Raw genomic sequence first — 17438 nt, 5'->3', positions numbered from 1 at the left:
TTAAGCTTGTTTAAATACAGTCTGAAGAGAATCAATAGTTTATGATCCCGCTGGTGTTCCATCCTATTTACAGTCAATTATCGCTTCCCGACAGGCATCGGTTTCCAATAGAGAAATACAAGGGTATTAGAGATGAGCTAATGAGGCGGGGGATTAGCGCGTCTCAGTTCAGTAAGCCAAACCCGATAGAAAACGATCTTCTAATGCGTTTTTATTCCCCAGAGTATGTTCAGCAGCTCACAACTGGCAACCTTGATAAAAAAGCCATGCGACGCATAGGTTTTCCTTGGTCTGAGCAGCTTATCGAGCGCACAAGAACGGCAGTTGCAGGCACATGCTTAACCGCAAATCTCGCCATCGAAACGGGCAAAGCGCTAAACTTGACCGGTGGGTATCATCACGCTTTTGCAGATTTTGGCTCAGGTTTTTGTTTGTTTAACGATCTTTATCTGGCGGCCAAGGCCATGCAGACGCACCCGGGTATTGATAATGTTCTAATTATCGATTTAGATGTTCATCAAGGGGATGGTACTGCCAAGCTGGCCGAAAATGACAATGATATTTTTACCTTGTCTCTGCACGGTGAAAAGAATTTTCCACATAGAAAGCAGGTTTCTAATATTGATATTGGCTTTGTAAAAGGGGCGGCAGACGATGAGTATTTATCGACATTAGAACAAGCTATTACACTGGCTTTCCGACAGTATCAGCCCGATGCCATAATTTATGATGCCGGCGTTGATGTACACGTTAATGATGATTTAGGCCATCTGCACATAACAACGCAAGGGGTGTACGAGCGGGATAAAATGGTATTTGAGTTGGCGCAGCACAAAGGGTTACCTATAGCTGCCGTGATTGGTGGTGGTTACCAGCGCGATATTGACGCGCTGGTAGATGTGCATATTCAACTCTATCGAGCTGCAGGGGTTATCGACTAGTCGTTTACCTAGAGTGGGCTTTCACTTAGAAGTGCTTTCACCTACAGGAACTTTACCTGAAAACCAAGACCGATACGCTCTTGAGAACGGTTATAATCGATTAATGAATCTCCATAGCCATTAAAGTACTGAATGAGAAGATCGTAACGATCTGACATAGGATAGGTCACGTCTAATTGAATGCTGCCTCGATTATCATTGAAATCTAAGTTGTTTCTCCACAGAGCAAGCATTTTAAATGCGCCAATTTTACGGCCATAACCAAATTCGAATCGCCCGTAAAAATCTTGTATATCTGGATTGTCGTCGCCGCTTGGATCTAAAGGATCTTCTTTTTCATCTTCCGGCACGCGGTACCAGGTCTTTAAGTAATAAATATCATCGTCGTCGCTAAACACAATTGAGGCAAAAATGCGGTTCCAGCTTCTTGAGCGAAGTCCACTTTGCCCATTAGACATATGGTTGAAGCCTACTTGAAAAGTATTAAACTTATAGCCTAGAACTGAGTAGTCGCCGGTTTTCTGCCAAAAAACTTCAGGCTCGTAGTTGGTTTCTCTAAAGGGTTTCGATACTTCACTGTTATATAACTGCCAAAATGACGTAAGCGTAAATCCAAAATACACGCCATCAAAACCAGTATCTTCCATGTAAAGTGGCAGCTTCATACTTAACTGGAATTTTGCTTCTTTGCTGTCAACGTTTTCTTCCGTAAGGTCTTGATTACCCGCCGAATTAGGATTTTTTATATGAGTAAAAGGGAGAAGGTAATTTTGGCGATGCTGAGTAATAGCAAATACATTATCTAACGCTTCTTTGTCGCCTTCTAAGCGACTATCGAGGGCACTTTGAGTTGTGGTGTCTCGTTTAATAATATCGATAACCTCGATGCCTTCTTCTATAGCGGAAGACAAATCGTTATCTTGCGACGATTCTTCAGACTTGGGTGATTCTGTAGATTGAGAGGTTTGAGGGCTATCTGACTTTTGAGATTCTTGCGCGACAGAAGTAGTGATAACACCGAGTGATAAAACGACTGGTGCTATAAATAACAAAGGCTTTAAAGTCACCTTTTATTCTCCGTGGTGATAGTTACGGTTGGTTGAAGTCCAAAACTTGGCCTTCTGCTGATGCAAAGACATGCAGTGGTGATTCTGCAGCTAATACGAAGTCATTACAATGAGAAACCACAAAATCTATATCATCGTCTGTTCTTTCGGGGTCATGACTGTATAGCGCGAGTCGCTTAACGTTACTTGCCATAGCAAGTTTAACAGCTTCTTCTGCCACAGAGTGTCCCCATCCATTCTTTGCGGGCATATCTGACCCCATGTACTGAGCGTCATGGATTAATAGATCTGCGTTACTGGCAAAGGTAGCGAATGTTTGAAAATCAGTTTCTTTCTTGTAGGGAGGGTAAAGCTCGTTGTCAGTGATGTACGCCACTTTATAGCCATCTGCCTCGATACAATAAGCGCTTCCCTTACCCGGATGGTTCATAGGAACCCGCTTAATGGTTGCACTTCCAATAGAAAAGACATCTTGCTGAGCATCAAGATGCTGTATTGTTATATTTGCATGAAGGGCAGTTCTAGGCACAGGAAACAAAGAGCCTTCCATTTGCCTAAGGATCTGATCAGGCTCATCCAAATTGGTCTGTCCTGGAAAAATATTGATCTCTCGGTCTTTTTGATAAATAGGCGTAAAGAAGGGAAAGCCTTGAATGTGGTCCCAGTGATTATGGCTAAGTAAAATATTAATGGGTGTTGTTTTTTGAATGAGATAGGGGCTGAGCAAGCGGATGCCTGTACCCGAGTCGAGGACGATATCCGTGCCGTCCTCAAGCTCTATATGTACACAGGCTGTATTGCCGCCGTAGCGGACAAAGTCCGCTCCGGGTGTGGGTATCGACCCTCTTACACCGTAAAATGTTAACCGCATATACCCACCCCGTTCTTCATTGTTCGGGCAACGTCAGATGTTAGAGCGCGGCTACGAAATCCTTAGCGGCACTGAGATCTAATAACTGTTTATCGCCAGTTCGTCTATTTTTATATTCAACCTGTTGATTATCCAAGTTTCTTTCGCCAATAACAATACTATGAGGTATGCCAATTAATTCCATGTCATTAAACATAACACCTGGACGTTCCTTTCTATCATCAAAAAGTACGTCTATTCCCAAGCCTAATAGCTCTTCATACAGCTTTTCGGCTGTTTCTTTAATGCGATGTGATTTATGCATGTTCATGGGAATGATAGCCACTTTGAAAGGAGCTATGGCATCTGGCCACTTTATGCCAAATTTATCGTGGTTTTGCTCTATCGCGGCAGCAACAATTCGAGATACACCGATACCGTAACATCCCATTGTTAACGTTTGATGCTTACCTGTTTCGCTTAAAACACCGCAATTCATGGCTTCAGAGTACTTCCTGCCAAGTTGGAAAATATGACCTACTTCAATGCCGCGCTTTATTTCAAGGGTACCTTCACCGTCAGGAGATATATCGCCAGCGACTACGTTACGAATATCAACCGCGTTTATCTCTTCAGGCCAATTTGAATTGATAGCTAATTTGTTTTGCTCACCGGCACCGCAAGTAAAGTCGGCGAGTGCTGCAGCACTTGAATCAACGTAAGTAGGAATGTTCAGGCTGGTTGCATCTGCAAATAAAGGAGAAACACCTAACACTTGTGCCGCTTTTTCAGCAGAAGCTTGAACAAGCGGTGTAGCAACGCTATCAATTTTTTCGGCTTTAATATCGTTTAATGTATGGTCTGCTCGAAGTACAAGGGCAACCCACTTTTCATCGCTATTTAGAGCAGCGTCAGCGTTGTCTTCACTAGTTTCAGCCCCTTTAACCACAAACACGTTTACCGCATTGCTAGTTGCAATATCAATACTGCCAAGAGCCTCTTCTAAAGTGTGACCAGATACAGGCTTGGTTTCACGTGCAGCGCCAGAGGCAGATGCTTTCTCAGGGGCCGTAGCCGGTGCCATTTCAATATTAGCGGCGTAATTGCTCTTATTAGAAAACGCAATGGCGTCTTCCCCTGACTCTGCTAATACATGGAACTCATGAGAATGATTGCCACCAATTGAACCAGAATCGGCGATAACAGCACGAAAATCTAAACCCAATCGAGAGAATATATTGCTGTAGGCGTCATACATTTTCTGATAAGTGGCTTCTAAACAAGAATCCTCTAAGTGAAAGCTGTACGCATCTTTCATCGTAAATTCGCGGCTACGCATAATGCCGAAGCGAGGACGGACTTCATCGCGAAACTTAGTTTGTATTTGGTACAGGTTAAGCGGTAGCTGCTTATAACTGCTAACTTCGTTGCGAACGAGGGCGGTAATAACTTCTTCGTGAGTGGGGCCTAACACGAAATCACGCTGGTGGCGGTCTTTTACACGCAACAATTCAGGTCCATATTCTTCCCAACGACCAGATTCTTCCCACAAATCTGCCGGCTGCACGACAGGCATCAGTATTTCGATAGCGCCGGCTTTGTTCATCTCTTCGCGAACAATATTAGCGACCTTATTGAGAACGCGAAGGCCTGAAGGAAGCCAGTTGTATAACCCCGACGCTAGCTTTCTAATCATTCCAGCACGTAACATTAGCTGGTGGCTGATAACCTCTGCATCAGCGGGTGTTTCTTTTTGCGTGGCGAGCAAATATTGACTAGTGCGCATGTAAACCAGTATTCCTGTAAATTAAAATGTGATCTTATCTATTCTAATTAAGTGAGAGCCATTAGGCTATACACTCGTTGCTTTATGTTGAAATAATCTATGTTGAGTGAAGAAAGCTTTTGAAAAAACTGTTGAGAAACGTCTACGGTTTAGACCCATTCTGCGTTTGAGGAATTTTCTTGGAGGAATTTTCTAGGTACAGCTGCACAATTAGTTAAAAAGACATATTCACAGGTACTTTCTCGAAAATTTTCATAGCGCAACAATTTGCGTAACCACAACAATGCCTCCTTTTACGATAAAACTAATATCGAAGTTGTATAGCGAGACTTTGTAGGTTTTGTCGTCGTTATCTAAAGGTTGTTTGTAGGCTGGGCGTGGGTCTTGCGCCAATACATCACATACTAATTGTGTAAAGTCACTGTGGCGGCGACTTACCTCTGTAAGTTGAGGCTTTACATTATTCTCAAAAACCACCTCTCGTTGAGGTATAGGTCGAAGTTGGTTAAGGCTATCGGTAGCGGAATCTACACTGTCTGCGTAATGAAGATAAGGTTTTATATCAACCAGGGGAGTACCATTAACAAGGTCTACGCCCTCAACCATGAGTTTCTTTTTCCCATTTATGAGATGCAGGCCCCTATTTTTTACGACAGACATGCCTGTAGCATTGGGTCTGTGGGTACTGCGGCTGGCAAAAACGCCCATGGTTGAGTTACCGCCTAAACGAGGCGCTTTAACCGTGCTTTTCCAGCCTCTGTCTATTGTTTGATGAAAGATAAAAAGTAACCAGAGGTGACTATAGCTATCAATGCCTTTCAGCATATTCGCATCATCAAAGGTGTCCTCAAAGGTAATAATTCCTTTCGCTACACTTAAGTTGGGCTGTCGCGGTATTCCAAACTTTTGGTTAAACGGCGTGGAAATAGTGGCAATTTTTTGAATCGTAAACGTGTTTTCTGCCGTCATTTTTCGCTGTCTTTTACTGTGTTTTCTGCTTTTATTTTTGACAGCGCTTCAAGAAAGTATGGGCATCCAAGCTCTTTTGCTTTTGCGATATTGTGGGTATAAATTTTTTCTGCGTCATTTTCGTTTTTCATAAAACGAGAAATGTCACGCTCTCTAATGATATGCAAAATAGGGTAGGGTGAGCGGTTAGTGAAATTTTCAGGCGCGTCCGTATCGCTGCCTTCAAACATATAATGAGGGTGAAAACTGGCAAGCTGATATTTACTCGAAAAACCCCAATCGTTTAGCATGGCTTCAGCAATAGCGAGCACGTCTAAATACTCATCAAAATCAGCAAAAACACTATTAGACAGAACCATTAATGTGGTCGCAACATTGTTGTCTTTTTCCAGCCGAGATAACTCATCGTAAAGCGCCTCTAACACATCTCCTGTATTGCCTGCTATTACGCAGCAATGAATCTGGTTAGGAGTTCTCACATAAGAAGCAAACGGGCAAAAGTTGTGGCGAATCACAATGTCATCTACCCATTTCATTGTTGCCTCAATGAAATGGGTATTTTGATCTGCTTGGGCGTTGAGTGAAGGCAAGTTCATAACCGATTAGTTGCCATTTTTTACGAATGGTACTTAACGTAAGCTTCTAACGTGTTTTCGATAAGACTTGCTACTGTCATAGGGCCGACACCACCCGGAACCGGCGTTATCCAACCCGCACGCTCTTTCGCTTTATCAAATTCGACATCGCCGACTAACGAACCGTCACTTACTCGATTAATACCCACATCGATAACAATGGCACCAGGCTTAATCCAGTCACCTGGGATAAAGTTAGGTTTACCTACCGCAACCACAAGAAGGTCTGCACGCTGAACATGGCTCTTTAAATCTTGCGTAAACTTATGACACGTTGTTACCGTACAGCCCGCTAATAATAGTTCTAGGCTCATTGGGCGACCAACAATATTCGATGCGCCAACAATAACGGCGTCTAAACCTTTAACAGGGCGTTTAGTGGACTCAATCATCGTCATAATGCCCTTTGGCGTACAGGGGCGAAGCGCTGGTATCCGTTGAGCTAAACGACCGATATTGTATGGGTGAAACCCGTCCACGTCTTTATGAGGATGAATACGCTCTAGTACTCGTTCGGCGTTAAGCCCTGCAGGAAGCGGAAGCTGAACTAAAATACCGTCTATCTCTTTATCATCGTTAAGTTCATCCACCAATTTAAGCAGCGTTTCTTCCGACGTATCTGAGGGGAGATCGAAAGAGCGAGACACGAAACCGACTTCTTCACATGCTTTACGCTTATTCGAAACATATACTTGTGAAGCAGCGTCACTACCTACCAATACCACCGCAAGACCCGGCTGGCGTTTTTTAGCTTGTGTTAAGGAGGTGACGTAAGAAGCTACATGTTGGCGAACTTGTTTGGCAATTAATTTGCCGTCAATAAGGTGAGCGGTCATATTTTCAGTCATAAAGTCATTAATGATTGACCTTTATTGTTTCACAAAACGGGTAACTGAAACCAGAGGAAAGTGTTCTGAGTGAGATGTTTTTCTACATTGAAATACGTTGGAGAACAAAATTTCAGTTAATATACGTGCATGCTGAGCTTTGTTGTAAGAATTTTGGGCTAAATCTACAGCAAAGATCAATTCCCTTTAGTTTTTATGAATTAATTTAGTTTTCGGTGAACAGTCTTAATTTGGACAATTAAACGAGAAAATATCTTTCGCTCTGGCTAAAAAGTACTCTTTTTGTTCAAAAAAACACAATAATGCGTGCTTTGTGAGCGGTTGTTTTTTTTATTTAAAAAAGTGTTTGACGAGGTGGGGGCAAGTCAGTAATATTCGCACCCCGTAACGGCACAGAGGCAAAACGCTTCGAAAGCAGTTACACAGTCGGTGAGTGGCGCAGCTTGGTAGCGCACTTGTTTTGGGTACAAGGGGTCGCAGGTTCAAATCCTGTCTCACCGACCATTTTCTTGCAATAACCTTTGTGAGAAAACTTGCAATAAGATTCGTCGAGCGCCCGTAGCTCAGCTGGATAGAGCAACGGCCTTCTAAGCCGTGGGTCGCAGGTTCGAATCCTGCCGGGCGCGCCATGCGGGTCAGGTAGGTCCTGACTAAATTGGCAGAATCTTTACGTTTACATGTTTATCAATTCGCATGTAAACTAGCAAACACCTCAGTGGTGGGCGTAGCTCAGTTGGTAGAGCCCCGGATTGTGATTCCGGTTGTCGTGGGTTCAAGTCCCATCGTCCACCCCACTTTTTCGCGGGAGTGGTGGAATTGGTAGACACGCTGGATTTAGGTTCCAGTGCTTCACGGCGTGAGAGTTCAAGTCTCTCCTTCCGCACCATAGTTTCAAGCTTCTTTCAAAAGCTCTTTCAGCATTTACAGTCGGTGAGTGGCGCAGCTTGGTAGCGCACTTGTTTTGGGTACAAGGGGTCGCAGGTTCAAATCCTGTCTCACCGACCACTGCTTTTTCCCTATATTTTCAAATTTCAGCGTATTCGCTAATCCGGCAAACGAGCTAAAACTTTCTGTTTTGATGCAATAATTCCACTATCTGTGGGTTATCTAAACAGATCGGCGCTACAAACTTGTGTTTCCCTCTCGACTCTCATCGTGTGCGGCTGTATACTACCGCGTCTTTTTTTAACCAATGCGTTTATTTCAAATTGTGTGTTTTTATATATGAATTCTGTTTCTACACTTGAATTCTCACCACTTTGAAACCATAAACGAATTTTAACGACCTCTTCCCCGAGTGATGTGCCTAAAAGCATGGCGGGTGAGGGGATTGAGAACAAAACGCCTTAAAAGGCGTATAGTTGAGGTAATATAATGCAAGTTTCAGTCGAGACGACCCAGGGTTTAGAACGCCGTCTTACTATCACCGTTCCAGCTGACGCGGTTGATTCAGCAGTTAAATCACGCCTACAACAGTTGGCGAAAACACAGCGCATCAACGGCTTCCGCCCAGGAAAAGTGCCAGTAAGCGTAATCAAAAAACGTTTCGGCCAAGCAGTTCGTCAAGAAGTATCTGGCGATGTTATGCAGCAAAACTTCTACCAAGCAGTAATCCAAGAGAAGATTCAACCTGCCGGTATGCCGAAGTTCGATTTGACCACAGACGAAGATGGCAAGGACCTTGAGTTCACGGCGTCTTTCGAAGTTTATCCTGAAGTGGAAATTAAAGGTTTAGGTGATATTGAGATTGAAAAGCCAGTAGTTGAGATTACTGACGAAGATCTTGATAACATGATGGAAACGCTTCAAAAGCAGCACGCTACTTGGAAAGAAGTTAAGCGCAAAGCGAAGAAAGACGATAAAGTTGTTATCGACTTTGTTGGCACTATTGACGGCGAAGAGTTTGAAGGCGGAAAAGCTGAAGACTTCGCACTAGAATTAGGCCAAGGCCGAATGATTCCTGGCTTTGAAAAGCCACTTGTTGGTGCTAAAGCAGGTGAAGAAGTAACTATTGAAGTGACTTTTCCTGAAGACTACCATGCTGAAAACCTTAAAGGTAAAGATGCGGTATTCCAAGCAACAGTGAAGAAAGTTGAAGGTCAATCTCTTCCTAAAGTAGACGAAGAGTTTGCAACACTGTTTGGTGTAGAGGAAGGCGGTGTTGACGCACTTAAAGCTGAAGTGCGCAAGAATATGCAGCGCGAACTAGACCAAACCTTGAAAGCCAAAGTGAAAGAAGACGTTATTTCTAAGCTTGTTGAAGCCAACGAAATTGAAGTTCCTCAAGCACTTATCGACCAAGAGGTTGATACACTTCGCGAACAGGCAAAACAGCGCTTTAGCCAGCAAGGCGGTGGTCAGAATTTGCCAGACCTGCCGGCAGAATTATTTACTGATAACGCAAAGCGTCGTGTATCTATTGGTCTTTTACTTGGTGAAGTTATTAAGCAAAACGAGCTTAAAGCAGACGAAGAACGCGTTAAAGAGATGATCGAAACTGCGGCTTCAGCGTACGAAGATCCAAGTGAAGTTGTAGAGTACTACAACAACAACCAAGAGCTAATGCAGCAAATGCAAAACGTTGCGCTTGAAGAGCAAGCTATCGAGTGGGTTCTTGAGCAAGCGAATGTTACTGAAGTAACAAAAGCTTTTGACGAGGTAATGAACAAACAGGCGTAATTTTTTACTGTCTGATTGACATTACTTGTCAGCAACTGCTTAAATGCTCGGAGCCTTCCGAGCATTTTTGTTTTTAACGCTAGATAATAAAGGTAGTTATGACTAACACTCCGTTTGACCCTATGAATGCACTTGTTCCAATGGTAGTAGAGCAGACCTCTAAAGGTGAACGCTCTTACGACATTTATTCTCGCCTATTAAAAGAAAACGTTATTTTCTTAGTGGGGCAAGTTGAAGATCACATGGCCAACCTTATCGTTGCGCAAATGTTGTTCTTAGAAGCGGAAAATCCAGAAAAAGACATTTTCCTTTATATCAACTCGCCAGGCGGATCTGTGTCAGCCGGTATGGCAATCTACGATACAATGAATTTTATCAAACCTGACGTAAGCACTGTATGTATGGGGCAAGCGGCAAGTATGGGCGCGTTCCTGCTATCTGCAGGTGCTAAAGGGAAGCGTTATTGCCTACCAAATTCTCGCGTTATGATTCACCAACCACTTGGCGGCTTCCAGGGCCAAGCGTCAGATTTTGAAATACATGCGAAAGAAATACTCTACATTAAAGAGAAATTGAATCGCCTAATGGCTGAGCACACCGGCCAAGACTACGAGAAAGTAGCTAAAGATACGGATCGCGATAACTTCTTAAATGCGTCCGATGCGAAAGAATATGGACTTGTTGACCAAGTTTTAGCAAACCGTTCTGACGTTGCTGCAACAAAGTAGTATAGTTATAGTAAATCTGAGCCAACATTATGTGTGATTTGGTCTAAGGCTCAGGCAAGGCAGAGGCAAAAGTAATGAGTGATAAGCAAAGCGGTGACGGCGATAACAAGCTACTGTACTGCTCATTTTGTGGCAAAAGCCAGCATGAAGTGAGAAAGCTGATAGCGGGGCCGTCCGTATTCATTTGCGACGAGTGTGTTGAGTTATGTAACGATATCATTCGCGAAGAAATAAAGGAAATTGCGCCTAAGCAAAAGCAGGATGCTTTACCTAAACCCGCAGAAATTCACGAGCATTTAAATGATTATGTCATAGGGCAAGATCACGCTAAAAAAGTGCTTTCTGTTGCGGTTTACAACCACTACAAGCGTTTGCGCAACGGCGACGTGCACGACGGTGTAGAGCTTGGTAAAAGTAACATCCTTCTTATAGGGCCTACAGGAAGTGGTAAAACGCTTCTAGCAGAAACGCTTGCTAGGCTATTAGATGTGCCGTTTACCATGGCCGATGCTACAACGTTAACTGAGGCGGGCTACGTAGGTGAAGATGTTGAAAACATCATTCAAAAGCTCCTTCAGAAATGTGATTACGACGTAGAGAAAGCTCAGCGTGGTATTGTCTACATTGATGAAATTGACAAAATTTCACGCAAGTCAGACAACCCATCTATAACTCGTGATGTGTCGGGCGAGGGTGTACAACAGGCCTTGCTTAAACTTATTGAAGGCACAGTAGCGTCTGTTCCTCCTCAAGGTGGCCGCAAGCATCCTCAGCAAGAGTTCTTGCAGGTTGATACGTCGAAGATCCTGTTTATTTGTGGCGGTGCATTTGCTGGGCTTGATAAAGTTATCGAGCAACGTGCTCAGAAGGACACCGGCATTGGTTTTGGCGCAACGGTCAAATCTAAAGAAAACGGTAAGCAAATTAGTGAATTGTTTAAGCAAGTTGAGCCAGAAGATTTGGTCAAATATGGCCTTATTCCAGAGTTTATTGGTCGTCTACCGGTTGTAACCAGCTTAGAAGAGCTTAACGAAGAAGCGCTTATACAGATCCTTCGCGAGCCAAAAAATGCGATTACTAAGCAGTACGGTGCGCTATTCTCTATGGAAGATGTTGAGCTTGAATTCCGTGAAGATGCGCTTAATGCGATTGCAAAAAAAGCAATGGAGCGCAAAACTGGAGCTCGTGGTCTCCGCTCAATCGTTGAGGCAGTGTTGCTAGAGACAATGTACGACCTACCTTCTACGGAAGATGTGAGTAAGGTGGTAATTGACGAAACCGTTATCCGCGGCGAGTCTAAGCCTATTTTGATTTACGACAGTAATGAGAAAAAAGCGGCGTCTGAATAATTGCTTTAACACGCAAACAGAATCCATCAACCTAGTGAGTGTTTTACGGGTTTGATTATTTAAAAAGGTCCTTCGGGGCCTTTTTTGTTTTTAAAGCGTATGTGTTGCTATAGATGTGCGGCATCGTGAATAAGTCTTTGACGCAAACAAATCCTATTTTTGGTCGTTATTTAAGCGAATGTGCCCTAAAAAACTATCCTTTATTCTAGATTTACTATCAAACGGTTGCCATCAGCGCAAAAATCGATAATGGTTGTCAGGTGAACATCTAAAAATTGCGATTTAAAGTGCTTCGATATCAATAATATTTGTATCGGTTTCGTATAGTTCACGTAGTAAGAATGTCCCGAAAAGAGACATTTGAGAGTAGGGTGTAGGGAATTAACGCACTTTAATAAGTTTTGATTGAACTTTGCCCTTACATCCCCATATAAAACGACATCGGAAAACTAATTGAGAACAAGTATGACAGTTGAGCGTGAAAATCGCATTGAAATTCCTGTGCTTGCCCTGCGGGACGTGGTCGTATACCCGCATATGGTCATACCCCTTTTTGTAGGGCGTGAAAAATCTATCCGTTGCCTAGAAGCGGCAATGGAGAACGACAAACAAATTTTCTTAGTAGCACAAAAAGACGCTGGCGTAGATGAGCCCGAGTCTGATGATATTTATACCGTTGGTACAATAGCGACCATACTGCAGCTATTGAAATTGCCTGATGGCACAGTAAAAGTGCTGGTTGAGGGGAGCGTACGCGGCCAAATCGAAAGCTATAAGCAATCAGAGCCGTACTTTGTTGCCAATGTAGATCAGCTTGATGATGAGAGCATTGAAGAAAGTGAGCAAGAAGTACTTATTCGCTCTGCTGTGTCTCAGTTTGAAGGTTATGTAAAGCTTAACAAAAAAATTCCACCAGAGGTTCTTACTTCGCTAACCGGGATTGAAGACGCTGCTAGGCTAGCTGACACCATGGCTGCGCATATGCCGCTCAAGCTTGCTGAAAAGCAAAAGGTCTTAGAGATGCAGGGCGTTAACGAGCGCCTTGAATACTTAATGGCGTTGATGGAAGGCGAAATCGATCTGCTGCAGGTAGAGAAGAAAATTCGCACACGCGTTAAAAAGCAAATGGAAAAGAGCCAGCGTGAGTACTATTTGAATGAGCAAATGAAAGCCATTCAAAAAGAACTTGGCGAGCTTGACGATGCTCCAGACGAATTTGAGACGCTAGCTAAAAAGATTGCCGACGCGAAGATGCCAAAAGAGGCGGAAGACAAGGCCAAGGCTGAGCTTCAAAAATTGAAGATGATGTCTCCAATGTCTGCTGAGGCTACCGTGCTGCGTAGCTATATCGAGTGGCTTACCAATGTGCCGTGGAATAAACGCTCGCCTGTGAAGAAAGACTTAGCGAGAGCGGAAAGTGTTCTTAATGAAGATCACTACGGGTTGGAAAAAGTTAAAGAGCGCATTCTTGAATATCTCGCCGTTCAGCAGCGCGTGAAAAAACTGAAAGGGCCTATTTTGTGTCTTGTTGGGCCTCCTGGTGTAGGTAAAACCTCCCTTGGGCAATCTGTTGCGAAAGCGACTGGCAGAAAGTATGTTCGCATGGCCTTAGGTGGCGTGAGAGACGAAGCTGAAATTCGCGGTCACCGCCGCACTTACATAGGCTCGTTACCTGGTAAACTAGTGCAAAAAATGGCAAAAGTCGGGGTGAAAAACCCATTATTCTTGCTAGATGAAATTGATAAGATTTCGTCGGATATGCGCGGTGACCCAGCCTCAGCGCTTTTAGAAGTACTCGACCCAGAGCAGAACAACAGCTTTAGCGATCATTATTTAGAAGTAGACTACGATCTTTCAGACGTCATGTTCGTGGCAACATCAAACAGTATGAATATTCCCGGTCCATTATTAGATCGTATGGAAGTTATTCGTCTGTCTGGTTACACCGAAGATGAGAAGCTTAACATTGCGAAAAACCATCTTATAGGTAAGCAAATGGAGCGCAATGGCTTAAAGGCGAAAGAACTAGAAATTACCGATTCGGCAGTGATTGGTATGATTCGTTATTATACTCGGGAAGCCGGGGTTCGTAGCCTTGAAAGGGAAGTTTCTAAAGTCTGTCGTAAGGCTGTTAAAGATATTCTACTCAAGAAGAGCAAAGGCAAGGTATCGGTTACTCAAGATAACTTAAAAGATTATCTTGGCGTACAGCGCTTCGACTATGGCAAAGCGGATAAAGACAACCAAATTGGTCAGGTTACCGGTTTGGCGTGGACGCAAGTAGGTGGTGACTTACTGACAATCGAGACAACATCGGTACCTGGTAAAGGTAAAATGACCTCCACCGGTTCCCTTGGCGATGTTATGCAGGAGTCTATCAAAGCGGCTATGACAGTTGTGAGGAGTCGTGCTGATAAACTGCGCATTAACAGCGACTTTTACGAAAAACGCGATATTCATGTGCATGTTCCAGAAGGGGCAACGCCAAAAGATGGACCAAGTGCGGGTATTGCCATGTGCACCGCGTTAGTGTCTTCTCTTACAGGTAACCCTGTGAAGTGTGATGTAGCCATGACAGGTGAGATTACATTGCGTGGCGAAGTATTGGCCATAGGCGGTCTAAAAGAGAAGCTTTTAGCGGCTCACCGAGGTGGAATAAAAACCGTCGTTATTCCAAAAGATAACGAGCGCGATCTAGAAGAAATTCCAGATAACGTGAAAAAAGATTTGTCTATTCACCCAGTACAGTGGATTGATGATGTGTTAGATATTGCACTTCAGGAGCCGGTAGAAAGCTTTGAAGTGGTGAATAAATAGCAAAACTAGTTGGCTGCAATGCTTGATTTTAAAGGGGTGCAGCCGATTATTTTTAATTTTTGATTAAAAAATGTACGTAAAATTAAAGAATTGCTGATTTTTTCCAAATTAGGGCTTTCAAGACTGAAAAGTTGTGTTACCTTAAAATGGTTATCGCTTGAAGCCTTGCCACAAAAGGGATTGCAGCGGTTAATTTTAAAAGTTAATTAATTGTGACAGATGCTTGATGTTAACAATCAAGCTTGTTATAACGTCCAATCATAATTTTGGACAAACAGTATAATAACAATCGAAGGGGATCATAATAGTGAACAAGTCTCAACTTATCGACCAAATCGCTGCTGGTGCAGATATTTCTAAAGCAGCTGCTGGGCGCGCGCTTGACGCATTCACTGACTCAGTAACAGCCGCGCTTAAAGACGGCGACCAAGTAGCACTAGTAGGCTTTGGTACTTTCTCAGTTCGCGAACGTTCAGCTCGCAGTGGCCGTAACCCACAAACTGGTGAGACTATTCAGATTTCAGCTGCGAAAGTTCCATCTTTCAAAGCCGGTAAAGCTCTGAAAGACGCTTGTAACTAAGTTAAAAAATATAGAAAAAGGCGATGGCTGGTCCATCGCCTTTTTTATTTGTCAGTAACATAATCAATAACCCCGCCGCGAATAGGTTTGCTTTTCGGTAAACGTGATAAAACTGTCTTCGGAACACACAGATTAGTTGTTTTAGGTCGTTTATCTTCATCGGCATTAGGTTATAATCATCGCTTATTTACCATCGGTTAATCTTTCTCATAACTAGCTTAAAGAGTTAATCGGGTATCAGTAGTAAGCAACGGAGTTGAAGAATAATCATGCTAGAAAGAATCAGAGAAGGTTCTCAAGGCCCATGGGCGATGGCAATCATTGCGCTAATCGTTTTGAGTTTCGTATTTGCGGGTGTGGGTAGCTACCTTACATCACCAGGCACCTCAGCGGTGGCCACAGTAAATGGCGAAGAAATATCGGCCCAAGAGCTAGACCGTGCCTATCAAAACCAGCGGGCACAAATGGAGTCGCAGTTTGGCGAGAGTGTCGCTCAGCTTTTCTCAAGTGAAGAGTACTTGGCTAACTTCCGCCGTAACGCTTTAGATCGTCTAATTGCTGAGAAGCTTATACAGCAGCAGGCGACGGAACTGGGCCTACGCGTTAGTGACGAGCAAATTAGAGAAACGATTGTTCAAATGCCTGAATTTCAGTTTGGTGGTCAATTTGATAATGAACGCTTCCAAACTATTCTCCGTCAAAATGGGTTTAGCCCCACGGACTTTCGCAATTATCTTCGTATTCAAATGACGCAAAATCAGTTAGCCGCGGCGTTAACAACGTCTGCGTTCTCTCTGGACAGCGAAGTAGAGCTAGCAAATACATTACAACGTCAAACTCGTGATGCAAAATATGCAGTTGTAAGTGCTGATGCTTTTGCTGATAGCGTAGAAGTGAGCGAAGAAGACATCGATGCCTTCTACAACAACAATATTGCCTCTTTTGATACAGAAGAGAAAGTAAAGTTAGCTTACGTGAAGTTGAGCGTAGAAGACCTTAAGAGCAGAGTATCTGTTGATGAAGATGCAGTGCGCACTTACTATGAGAATAACTTAGCGAGCTACGGAAAAGAAGAAGAGCGTCGTGTATCACATATCCTAATTGAGTCAGGTGATGATGTTGATGCCGCAAGAGCAGAAATTGAAGCGCTGAAAGCACAACTCGATGACGGTGCTGATTTTGCCACTTTGGCGTCAGAAAACTCAGATGATACTTTTTCTGCAGAAAACGGTGGTGATCTTGATTTTATAACGCCTGAAATGATGGATGCAGCATTTGATGAAGCCGCTTTTTCATTAGAAAGTGTGGGTGATATCTCTGATATTGTTGAGACCGATTTTGGTTTTCACATCATTAAGCTGACCGACATCAATGAAGCTCAAACAAAGTCTTTCGAAGAAGTTGCTGGTGACATCCGAGATTCATTGCTTTACGACCAAGCAATGGAAAAGTATTTCGAGCTTCAAAACACATTAGCTGAGATTGCGTTTGAGGTGCCTGATACGTTAGAAGATGCAGCCAATGCCGTAAACCTTCCTGTTCAGGAAACCACTATGTTTAGCCGCACTTCTGCACCAGAGAGTGTTAACTCGCCGGCAGTATTAGAGGTTGCTTTCTCTCCAGAGCTAATAGATGAACGTGTAAATAGTGACATCATTGAAATAGATGATGAAAATATTGTTGCCGTTCGTGTAATCGAACACGAGCCTCAACGCACACAGTCTCTTGATGAGGTTAGAGAAAGTATTGAAGCCTCTGTAAAAGTAACAAAAGCGCAAGAAGCAGCAGAGGCTTGGGCAAGAGACGTAGCGAGTAAGGTTCGTGCAGGTGATGATGTATCATCTTTACTCTCTGAAAAGTCGGTGTCTTGGGAAACGGCACAAGCTGTAGCTAGAAATAGTAATAACTTGGCATCTGCTGTTGTAGAGACATTGTTTACGCTAGCGCCAGAGGGTGATGGTAATATCGATGTTGCAACAACAGTAAATGGCGATGTAGCTGTGGTTCAGCTTGAAGGCGTTAACGATGCACCAGTGTTAGAAGCTGAACTAGGCAATAGCTTAAAAGAGCGTTTAGGCCAGATGAACGGTCAGCGTATGTACGAGCAATATATAGAAGCGCTTCGCTCACAGGCTGAAGTTACTGTCGCTGAAAGCATATAAGCGTGCTGTTCTATTCTGCGCAAAGCG

Annotated in this window: 13 protein-coding genes and 5 tRNA genes; 12 read left to right on the top strand and 6 right to left on the bottom strand. The window is 43.5% G+C overall.

The window, feature by feature from the left end; translation table 11 throughout:
* Positions 1-41 precede the first annotated feature (41 nt).
* Positions 42-941, top strand: coding sequence for a histone deacetylase family protein (locus GTW09_RS08375; RefSeq protein ID WP_163111515.1), 900 nt, complete (start codon positions 42-44; stop codon positions 939-941).
* A gap of 41 nt (positions 942-982) precedes the next feature.
* Here GTW09_RS08375 and GTW09_RS08370 read toward each other — a convergent pair whose 3' ends face one another.
* The 6 genes from GTW09_RS08370 to folD all read right to left on the bottom strand — a co-directional run bounded on the left by GTW09_RS08370 (position 983) and on the right by folD (position 7084).
* Positions 983-1852 (bottom strand): phospholipase A, encoded by an 870-nt coding sequence (locus GTW09_RS08370; protein WP_239059331.1) that lies wholly within the window; start codon positions 1850-1852, stop codon positions 983-985.
* 178 nt (positions 1853-2030) lie between these two features.
* Positions 2031-2879, bottom strand: a complete 849-nt coding sequence (locus GTW09_RS08365) for an MBL fold metallo-hydrolase (RefSeq protein WP_071980139.1) — start codon at positions 2877-2879, stop codon at positions 2031-2033.
* A 40-nt stretch (positions 2880-2919) separates the two neighbouring features.
* Complete coding sequence (locus tag GTW09_RS08360; RefSeq protein WP_163111514.1) at positions 2920-4644, bottom strand: proline--tRNA ligase; 1725 nt, start codon at positions 4642-4644, stop codon at positions 2920-2922.
* 252 nt (positions 4645-4896) lie between these two features.
* Positions 4897-5613, bottom strand: coding sequence for a tRNA (N6-threonylcarbamoyladenosine(37)-N6)-methyltransferase TrmO (tsaA, locus tag GTW09_RS08355; RefSeq protein ID WP_163111513.1), 717 nt, complete (start codon positions 5611-5613; stop codon positions 4897-4899).
* The gene (locus GTW09_RS08350; protein ID WP_163111512.1) at positions 5610-6209 is read right to left on the bottom strand and encodes a DUF1415 domain-containing protein; all 600 of its coding nucleotides are present in this window, start codon (positions 6207-6209) and stop codon (positions 5610-5612) included. Before GTW09_RS08350 ends, tsaA begins: the two co-directional genes overlap by 4 nt.
* A 20-nt stretch (positions 6210-6229) precedes the next feature.
* Positions 6230-7084 carry a bifunctional methylenetetrahydrofolate dehydrogenase/methenyltetrahydrofolate cyclohydrolase FolD gene (gene folD, locus GTW09_RS08345; protein ID WP_071981308.1) on the bottom strand — a complete coding sequence of 285 codons (855 nt, stop codon included), beginning with the start codon at positions 7082-7084 and terminating at the stop codon, positions 6230-6232.
* 439 nt (positions 7085-7523) lie between these two features.
* Between folD and GTW09_RS08340 the strand changes: the two genes are divergently transcribed.
* The 11 genes from GTW09_RS08340 to GTW09_RS08290 all read left to right on the top strand — a co-directional run bounded on the left by GTW09_RS08340 (position 7524) and on the right by GTW09_RS08290 (position 17411).
* Positions 7524-7600: transfer RNA gene (locus GTW09_RS08340), tRNA-Pro, on the top strand.
* Between the two features lie 48 nt (positions 7601-7648).
* Positions 7649-7725 (top strand) — tRNA-Arg (locus GTW09_RS08335).
* 89 nt (positions 7726-7814) lie between these two features.
* Positions 7815-7890, top strand: a tRNA-His gene (locus tag GTW09_RS08330).
* A 7-nt stretch (positions 7891-7897) separates the two neighbouring features.
* Positions 7898-7982, top strand: a tRNA-Leu gene (locus GTW09_RS08325).
* A 42-nt stretch (positions 7983-8024) separates the two neighbouring features.
* Positions 8025-8101, top strand: a tRNA-Pro gene (locus GTW09_RS08320).
* Between the two features lie 369 nt (positions 8102-8470).
* A complete protein-coding gene (gene tig, locus GTW09_RS08315; RefSeq protein WP_163111511.1) occupies positions 8471-9775 on the top strand; it encodes a trigger factor in 1305 nt (434 codons plus the stop codon).
* 98 nt (positions 9776-9873) lie between these two features.
* The gene (clpP, locus tag GTW09_RS08310) at positions 9874-10503 is read left to right on the top strand and encodes an ATP-dependent Clp endopeptidase proteolytic subunit ClpP (protein ID WP_071980133.1); all 630 of its coding nucleotides are present in this window, start codon (positions 9874-9876) and stop codon (positions 10501-10503) included.
* 74 nt (positions 10504-10577) lie between these two features.
* Positions 10578-11852: an ATP-dependent protease ATP-binding subunit ClpX gene (gene clpX, locus GTW09_RS08305; protein WP_071980132.1), complete on the top strand. Its 1275-nt coding sequence runs from the start codon at positions 10578-10580 to the stop codon at positions 11850-11852.
* Positions 11853-12317: 465 nt separating this feature from the next.
* Positions 12318-14669, top strand: a complete 2352-nt coding sequence (lon, locus tag GTW09_RS08300; RefSeq protein ID WP_071980131.1) for an endopeptidase La — start codon at positions 12318-12320, stop codon at positions 14667-14669.
* Positions 14670-14976: 307 nt separating this feature from the next.
* Positions 14977-15249: a nucleoid-associated protein HU-beta gene (hupB, locus tag GTW09_RS08295; protein WP_012518978.1), complete on the top strand. Its 273-nt coding sequence runs from the start codon at positions 14977-14979 to the stop codon at positions 15247-15249.
* A gap of 269 nt (positions 15250-15518) precedes the next feature.
* On the top strand, positions 15519-17411 hold the full coding sequence (locus GTW09_RS08290; protein ID WP_163111510.1) for a SurA N-terminal domain-containing protein: 1893 nt from the start codon (positions 15519-15521) through the stop codon (positions 17409-17411).
* Positions 17412-17438 lie beyond the last annotated feature (27 nt).

This window comes from Alteromonas hispanica (assembly GCF_010500915.1).
GTDB lineage: Bacteria > Pseudomonadota > Gammaproteobacteria > Enterobacterales > Alteromonadaceae > Alteromonas > Alteromonas hispanica.
The sequence above is the reverse complement of the archived record's forward strand: the minus strand, read 5'-3'. Positions and strand labels throughout refer to the sequence as shown.

Bases quoted from the DNA above. Each gene is read 5' to 3' on its own strand.
- GTW09_RS08365 (WP_071980139.1), bottom strand. From the start codon at position 2,879: ATGCGGTTAACATTTTACGGTGTAAGAGGGTCGATACCCACACCCGGA.
- GTW09_RS08290 (WP_163111510.1), top strand. From the start codon at position 15,519: ATGCTAGAAAGAATCAGAGAAGGTTCTCAAGGCCCATGGGCGATGGCA.
- tsaA (WP_163111513.1), bottom strand. From the start codon at position 5,613: ATGACGGCAGAAAACACGTTTACGATTCAAAAAATTGCCACTATTTCC.
- GTW09_RS08350 (WP_163111512.1), bottom strand. From the start codon at position 6,209: ATGAACTTGCCTTCACTCAACGCCCAAGCAGATCAAAATACCCATTTC.
- folD (WP_071981308.1), bottom strand. From the start codon at position 7,084: ATGACCGCTCACCTTATTGACGGCAAATTAATTGCCAAACAAGTTCGC.
- lon (WP_071980131.1), top strand. From the start codon at position 12,318: ATGACAGTTGAGCGTGAAAATCGCATTGAAATTCCTGTGCTTGCCCTG.
- clpP (WP_071980133.1), top strand. From the start codon at position 9,874: ATGACTAACACTCCGTTTGACCCTATGAATGCACTTGTTCCAATGGTA.
- tig (WP_163111511.1), top strand. From the start codon at position 8,471: ATGCAAGTTTCAGTCGAGACGACCCAGGGTTTAGAACGCCGTCTTACT.
- GTW09_RS08375 (WP_163111515.1), top strand. From the start codon at position 42: ATGATCCCGCTGGTGTTCCATCCTATTTACAGTCAATTATCGCTTCCC.
- clpX (WP_071980132.1), top strand. From the start codon at position 10,578: ATGAGTGATAAGCAAAGCGGTGACGGCGATAACAAGCTACTGTACTGC.
- GTW09_RS08360 (WP_163111514.1), bottom strand. From the start codon at position 4,644: ATGCGCACTAGTCAATATTTGCTCGCCACGCAAAAAGAAACACCCGCT.